Below are 6773 nucleotides of genomic sequence, written 5' to 3' on the forward strand. Positions count from 1 at the left end.
TGCTGTTTAAGGCAGCTTAACTATGCCCCAAACGTTATCTGTAGCCATCGGGCAGTACTCCGACAAAGGCCGCAAAGAGCTTAATCAAGATTTCCATGCCGCTTATGTTCCGGCCGAGCCGCAACTAAGCGCCAAAGGCATCGTGGTTGCTTTAGCCGACGGCATTAGCAGTAGCTCGGTTAGCCAAGTTGCCAGCCAAATGTCGGTAAAGACTTTTTTAGACGACTATTTCTCGACCAGCGAATCTTGGTCGGTTAAAAAGTCCGGGCACCGGGTACTGATGGCCACCAACTCGTGGCTATACTCACAAACTCGCCGCAGCCAATACCGCTACGACGCCAACAAAGGTTATGTGTGCACCTTTAGCGCACTGATTATTAAATCGCGCACCGCACATATTTTTCACGCCGGCGACGCACGTATTTATCGGCTGCGCCACAACAGCATCGAGCAACTCACCCGCGACCACCGCTTGCAAGTATCCAGCGAGGTCAGCTATCTAAGCCGCGCCCTGGGCATGGACTCGCAGCTAGAGCTGGATTACGCATCGTTTGCCACCGAGCCCGGCGATACCTTTTTATTGCTGACCGACGGCGCCTACGAGTTTGCCGGCGACCGCGCGATTATCGACAGCATTAACAAACACGCCGACAATTTAGACCAGGCGGCACAAGCCATCGGCGAACTCGCCTACGCTAACAACAGTGATGACAACATCACCGTACAGATTTTGCGCGTAGACGAACTGCCCAACGCCGACACCGAAGAGCTGTACCAAGAGTTAACCCAACTGCCTTTTACCCCGCCGCTAGAGCCGCGGCAGCACTTTGATGGCTACACCATTGTGCGTCAGTTACACGCCAGTAGCCGCAGCCATGTGTACTTAGCGGTAGACGATGACAGCGGCGCCAACGTGGTGATTAAAACGCCGTCGATAGACCTGCGCGATGACCCCGCTTATTTAGAACGGTTTTTAATGGAAGAGTGGATCGCCCGGCGCATCGACAGCCCGCACGTATTAAAGGCCTACCGGGCCACTCGCACACGCCACTTTGTCTACATCGTCACCGAATACATCGAGGGCCAAACCCTAACCCAGTGGATGATCGATAACCCCGAGCCTTCACTTGAACAAGTGCGCGGCATCATCGAGCAAATTGCCCGGGGCCTGCGTGCGCTGCACCGGTTAGAGATGCTGCATCAAGACCTGCGCCCAGCCAATGTGATGATCGACACCTCAGGTACGGTTAAGCTGATCGACTTTGGCGCCACCCATGTGGCCGGCGTACAAGAGATGACGTCGGGCGCAAGCCATCTATCTATATTGGGCACCGCGCAATACACCGCCCCCGAGTATTTTTTAAGCGAACCGGCCACCGAGCGCTCGGATGCTTTCTCGCTCGCGGTGATCACTTATCAAATGCTTACCGGCCAGCTGCCTTACGGCACCGCAGTGGCCAAAGCCACCACCCGCGCGGCACAAAATCGCCTCAAGTATCAGAGCGCGCGCGATCACCAGCCGAGTATCCCGCTGTGGGTCGATGAAGCACTGCGCAAAGCACTGCGCCCCTACCCTTACCGGCGCTATGATGATTTGTCTGAGTTTTTATACGATTTGCGCCACCCCAACAAAGCCCTGCTGGGCACCCAGCAGCCGCCGCTGCTCGCGCGCAACCCGCTGGTGTTTTGGCAAAGTGTGTCGGCTATTTTACTGGTGGCGGTGATTGTGCTGGCAAGCCAGCTATAAAGCCTCACCCAGAATGATCATCGTTGGGCGGGCGGGTGCTGGAGATAACCGTCCACAGCCGCCGAAAGCGCCGCTCTAGCAACCGCTCTACCTTGTGCACCGTATGGTTAATGTTGCGCCAGCGCGAGCGCGCGGTTTGCAGCATATGCCGCGAGCGCGGGTTAACACACAGCAATGCCGCCAGGCTCATGGTGATTACGACCAACCCCACAGGGATGGGCGACAACAGCAACAATACCCCCAACAGCAACCCCAGCAGAGCCAACACCGTCACCAACCAGTCGCGGACCACCTTCATCGACTGGCACACCCCCTGAGTCGCTTCAGGCCCTATGCCGGGCCAACAATCGCGCCAACAAACCACTCGACGCACGTCACTGCAGCGTAACGGGGCATTGTTGCAATCTCATAACAACGCCTACGTCGCCCTGTCGATAAAAAATACAAATCGACCAAAAGACAATCATTGTTTTTGCTTAGCGCCAGAGCGTAAATGGCCGCAAAAAACCAGGCAGAATGAGGCCTTTTGAGCCAAAACCGCCGGTTTAGTAAAAAGCTGGACTTTGCGGGCTAATTAGTATTGGCAATTGGCACCTCCCTCGCTGTACAATGCCGTCCAATTTTTGGCCTTGATTATACGAGTATCGAAATGACAGACCTAAGTTTATACAGAAATATTGGTATCTTCGCCCACGTTGACGCGGGTAAGACCACCACCACCGAACGTATCCTTAAGCTCACCGGTAAAATTCACAAGCTGGGTGAAGTGCACGAGGGTGAATCCACCACCGACTTCATGGAGCAGGAAGCCGAGCGCGGTATTACCATTCAGTCCGCCGCTGTTACCTGTGAGTGGAAAGGTCACCGCTTAAACGTTATCGACACCCCTGGGCACGTTGACTTTACCGTTGAAGTATACCGCTCACTAAAAGTGTTGGACGGCGGTATCGGCGTATTCTGTGGTTCAGGTGGTGTAGAGCCACAATCTGAAACCAACTGGCGCTATGCCAACGAGTCTGAAGTTGCTCGTATCATCTTTGTTAACAAGCTCGACCGTATTGGTGCCGACTTCCTGAATGTTGTCGATCAGGTTAAAAACGTACTGGGCGCCAACGCGCTGGTTATGACCTTGCCTATCGGCCGCGAAGACACCTTTAAAGGTGTGGTTGACCTGCTGTCACGCAAAGCGTACGTGTGGGACGACTCTGGCCAACCAGAAAACTACAGCGTAGAAGACATTCCTGCCGATATGGCAGATGACGTCGAGATGTACCGCGAGCAGCTGGTTGAAACCGCCGTTGAAGTCGACGACGACCTGCTGATGGCCTACATGGACGGTGAAGAACCTTCTATTGAAGACCTGCAACGCTGCATCCGTAAGGGTACGCGCGATCTGACTTTCTTCCCTACTTTCTGTGGTTCTGCCTTTAAAAACAAAGGTATGCAGTTGGTACTGGACGCCGTTGTTGATTACCTGCCTGCTCCGACTGAAGTTGACCCACAAGAGTTGACCGACGAAGAAGGTAACCCAACCGGCGAGAAAGCCATCGTATCGGCCGACGAGCCATTAAAGGCACTGGCCTTTAAAATTATGGACGACCGCTTTGGCGCCCTGACCTTTGTGCGTATTTACTCGGGTCAGCTAAACAAAGGCGACACTATCCTCAACTCGTTTACCGGTAAAACCGAGCGTGTTGGCCGTATGGTTGAGATGCAAGCCGATGAGCGCAACGAGCTAAGCCACGCGCAAGCCGGTGACATTATCGCCATCGTGGGCATGAAGAACGTGCAAACCGGTCACACCCTGTGTGATCCCAAGCACCCTTGCACCCTAGAAGCCATGGTGTTCCCAGATCCCGTTATCTCTATCGCCGTTGCCCCTAAAGACAAAGGCTCTACCGAGAAAATGGGTGTTGCCATTGGTAAAATGGTGGCCGAAGATCCATCGTTCCGCGTTGAGACCGACGAAGACTCAGGCGAAACCATCCTGAAAGGTATGGGTGAGCTTCACCTGGACATTAAGGTCGACATCCTTAAGCGCACCTACGGCGTAGAAATGGTTGTGGGTCAGCCTCAGGTGGCTTACCGCGAGACCATCACCCAAGAGATCGAAGACTCTTACACCCACAAGAAGCAGTCGGGTGGTTCGGGTCAGTTTGGTAAAATCGACTACCGCATCAAGCCGGGCGAAGCAAACACTGGCTTCGTATTTAGCTCAAGCGTTGTCGGCGGTAACGTACCTAAAGAGTTCTTCCCCGCGATCGAGAAGGGCTTTAAAGGCATGATGGACAAAGGCCCTCTGGCCGGCTTCCCCGTGCTGGATGTTGAGATCGAGCTGTTTGACGGTGCGTTCCACGCCGTTGACTCCTCGGCCGTTGCGTTCGAAATCGCCGCTAAAGGCGCCTACCGTCAATCCATGCCTAAAGCTGGCCCGCAGTTGCTGGAGCCCGTGATGAAGGTTGACGTGTTCACCCCGGAAGATCACGTTGGTGATGTAATCGGCGACCTGAACCGTCGTCGCGGCATGATCGCCGGTCAAGACCCAGGCGCCACCGGTATCCGCATTAAGGCAAATGTTCCACTGTCTGAAATGTTCGGCTACATCGGCCACCTGCGTACCATGACCTCGGGTCGCGGCCAGTTCTCTATGGAGTTCGCACACTACGCACCTTGCCCCGCTAACGTCACTGAAGACGTGATCGCCAAGGTTAAAGCGCGCGAAGCCGAAGAGAAAAAAGGCTAATAAACGAGCCCGACAAAAAGCCCCCGCAACCTTAGGTTGCGGGGGCTTTTTTATGCCTTAAGGTTTTACCCACAGTAACGGATGCCCCAACCACAACCTTCCTCCCGCACACTCAATACGCCCCAGCACTACCGAGATACAAAGCGCCGGTGTAGACTTAATAACGCGTAAACGCCCATCGGCAACAAAGGGCAGCGGCCAAATAAGGAGCATCTGGCAATGGCACCTCACTATGATTAAGCCACGCGGTATCACCCCCCAACACCTAGCGACCTTTACCCTGACCACAACACTCAGCGTATTCGCCGGCAGCGCTCAGGCTGACATTCTGCAACAATGGCTGCACAGCTTTGAGCAAAGCGAGCTAAACTTTAACCGCTCAAACTCCAATACCCCGTTTCTGCCCTTAGCGTTTGTCGATGCTCGCAACTACCAAGACAGCAAGCTCACCCTCACCGACGGCAACACCGTCGAGTACGATCAATCAAGCGTTAATCAGGGCGCTATACTCCCGTTTTTAATGACTCCACGCGACGTGCTCGTGATCGGTGACTGGGTCAGTATGTCGAGCTTAAAACCCAACTCAGACACGTTAGAAGATTTTGATGTGCTATCGGTCGGCATCCCCATCGGCTGGATGCGGCAACTCAACGATGACTGGCAGGTGGGCGGCTTTGTCATGCCCCTAGGGCACAAAGCAACACTCGAAGGCTCCTCCTGGAACTGGGAGACGCTAGGCGGTGGCTTTGGCCGCTACGTGCAAACTGAGCGCCTCTGGTGGGCCTTTGGAGTGTACTTCGACATTAATACCGACACCGAGACCTGGCTGCCCTACTTGGGCGCCTCTTACGAGTTTAACGACCGCTGGACCTTAAGTGCCGTTATGCCGTGGCCCGCCATTTTATACGCACCTAACCGCGACACCCTGTTTCGCTTTGGTGCCGCCCCCTCCGGCAGCTCTTGGCTGCTGGACACAGGCGGCGAGCGCATCAGCTATGCTCTGGATGGCTGGGACTTAGCCTTCTCCGGCGAGCGCCGAATCTGGGGTGATATCTGGCTAGAGTTAGAGGCCGGCATCGGAGGGTTAAAAGGCCTAAACATCAGCAACGGCGACTGGCAAGAGCCAGCGCTAGACGTCAGCACCAGTGAGTTTATAACCTTTGGCATTAATTTTCGGCCTTCACTTAATTAATGCGCAACCGCCAAAGCACACCACTAAATTATTCAGGCTGGGTTATGCACGCTCAGGAGCCCCAAAAAACAAATAAGAAAAACAGGCCAACGATGACCGCTAAACCGACAAAACTGCAAAACCACCCGGCGTCATTTTTACCCCCCAGATATGTTCTAGAGCCTGAAGCAGGATACTTTCCCAGGGTAAACACCTTGCATACCGGCCAACCAACCCAGTAACAAAGCGTATAAAAAAGAATCTCGTATATGACCCACCAAACTACCCTCAACAACCCTCCTGCGATTTCGTCTACCATAATTTTCTAATTCCCTTTTTGTGACGCCGCAAGAAGAGGCGTGTTAGCGGAAGTAGCCCAATCAGAATCATCCACTATATGGGCTTGCTCAATGCATTTGTAATCCCGTCATGAAAAGTCCCATAAGCGACTGATGGCAGATGGCAAGCACAAAAAACTGCATTAACCGCGTGCGTGCGCACTATGATAAAAACCTTAAATACCATGAACCGTGACAAAAAACCTTGGCAACAAGCGTAAAAACGTAATTGCTTTAGACGGTATTTTTACGACTGTCGCTTGTTATGTGACGCTACCACTTTTCATTAGCTGGTGGCTTGAGCACTGTTTTTAGGTAATTAAAATACTTAGGATCATCATTTTTGAAGATCTCCTTCCCAGCCCCCATATAAGCTCTGGCAAGCTCATCCAATGCCCCGTCCATATTACCTAATTCAAATTGAGATTGGCCAAGACGCAGATGAATAAATGGATTACCAATTGCTCCAGGACAGTGCATCGCATCAGACAATGCATCTTTAGCTTGTTTATACGCACCTTGCATAAAGTTAACGTCGCCTATAGCGGTTAAAAGCCAAGTGCACGCCTCCCATCTTTCAATTGGCTGAGGTAATAGATTCAAAGCTTCAATAAATTGTGTTTCAGCATCTTTATATTTACCTGCTTCGGCTAGATAACTTCCTTTTTGAGAAAGCATCTCAACGTTTCCATGTATATCCTCAGGTAGCTCCACTGCAAATGTAATCCCCCCATTTTAAACCGCCGTTAAAAGTAGAGGGTTATGCGGCCTGTA

Annotated in this window: 5 protein-coding genes; 3 read left to right on the forward strand and 2 right to left on the reverse strand. The window is 52.8% G+C overall.

Annotated features, from left to right (window positions below):
• The first annotated feature begins 22 nt into the window (after positions 1-22).
• Complete coding sequence (locus tag AACY82_RS17175; RefSeq protein ID WP_339618082.1) at positions 23-1747, forward strand: bifunctional protein-serine/threonine kinase/phosphatase; 1725 nt, start codon at positions 23-25, stop codon at positions 1745-1747.
• Positions 1748-1751: 4 nt separating this feature from the next.
• On the opposite strand, the gene AACY82_RS17180 is transcribed toward AACY82_RS17175, so the two are convergent.
• Positions 1752-2045 carry a hypothetical protein gene (locus AACY82_RS17180; RefSeq protein WP_339618083.1) on the reverse strand — a complete coding sequence of 98 codons (294 nt, stop codon included), beginning with the start codon at positions 2043-2045 and terminating at the stop codon, positions 1752-1754.
• Between the two features lie 351 nt (positions 2046-2396).
• On the opposite strand from AACY82_RS17180, the gene fusA reads away from it, so the two are divergent.
• A complete protein-coding gene (fusA, locus tag AACY82_RS17185) occupies positions 2397-4490 on the forward strand; it encodes an elongation factor G (protein WP_339618084.1) in 2094 nt (697 codons plus the stop codon).
• Between the two features lie 232 nt (positions 4491-4722).
• Positions 4723-5682 (forward strand): hypothetical protein, encoded by a 960-nt coding sequence (locus AACY82_RS17190; RefSeq protein ID WP_339618085.1) that lies wholly within the window; start codon positions 4723-4725, stop codon positions 5680-5682.
• Positions 5683-6272: 590 nt separating this feature from the next.
• Here the strand turns inward: AACY82_RS17190 and AACY82_RS17195 are convergent.
• Complete coding sequence (locus AACY82_RS17195) at positions 6273-6677, reverse strand: tetratricopeptide repeat protein (protein WP_339618086.1); 405 nt, start codon at positions 6675-6677, stop codon at positions 6273-6275.
• Positions 6678-6773: the final 96 nt, after the last annotated feature.

The organism is uncultured Gilvimarinus sp., assembly GCF_963972205.1.
GTDB classification, from domain to species: domain Bacteria; phylum Pseudomonadota; class Gammaproteobacteria; order Pseudomonadales; family Cellvibrionaceae; genus Gilvimarinus; species Gilvimarinus japonicus.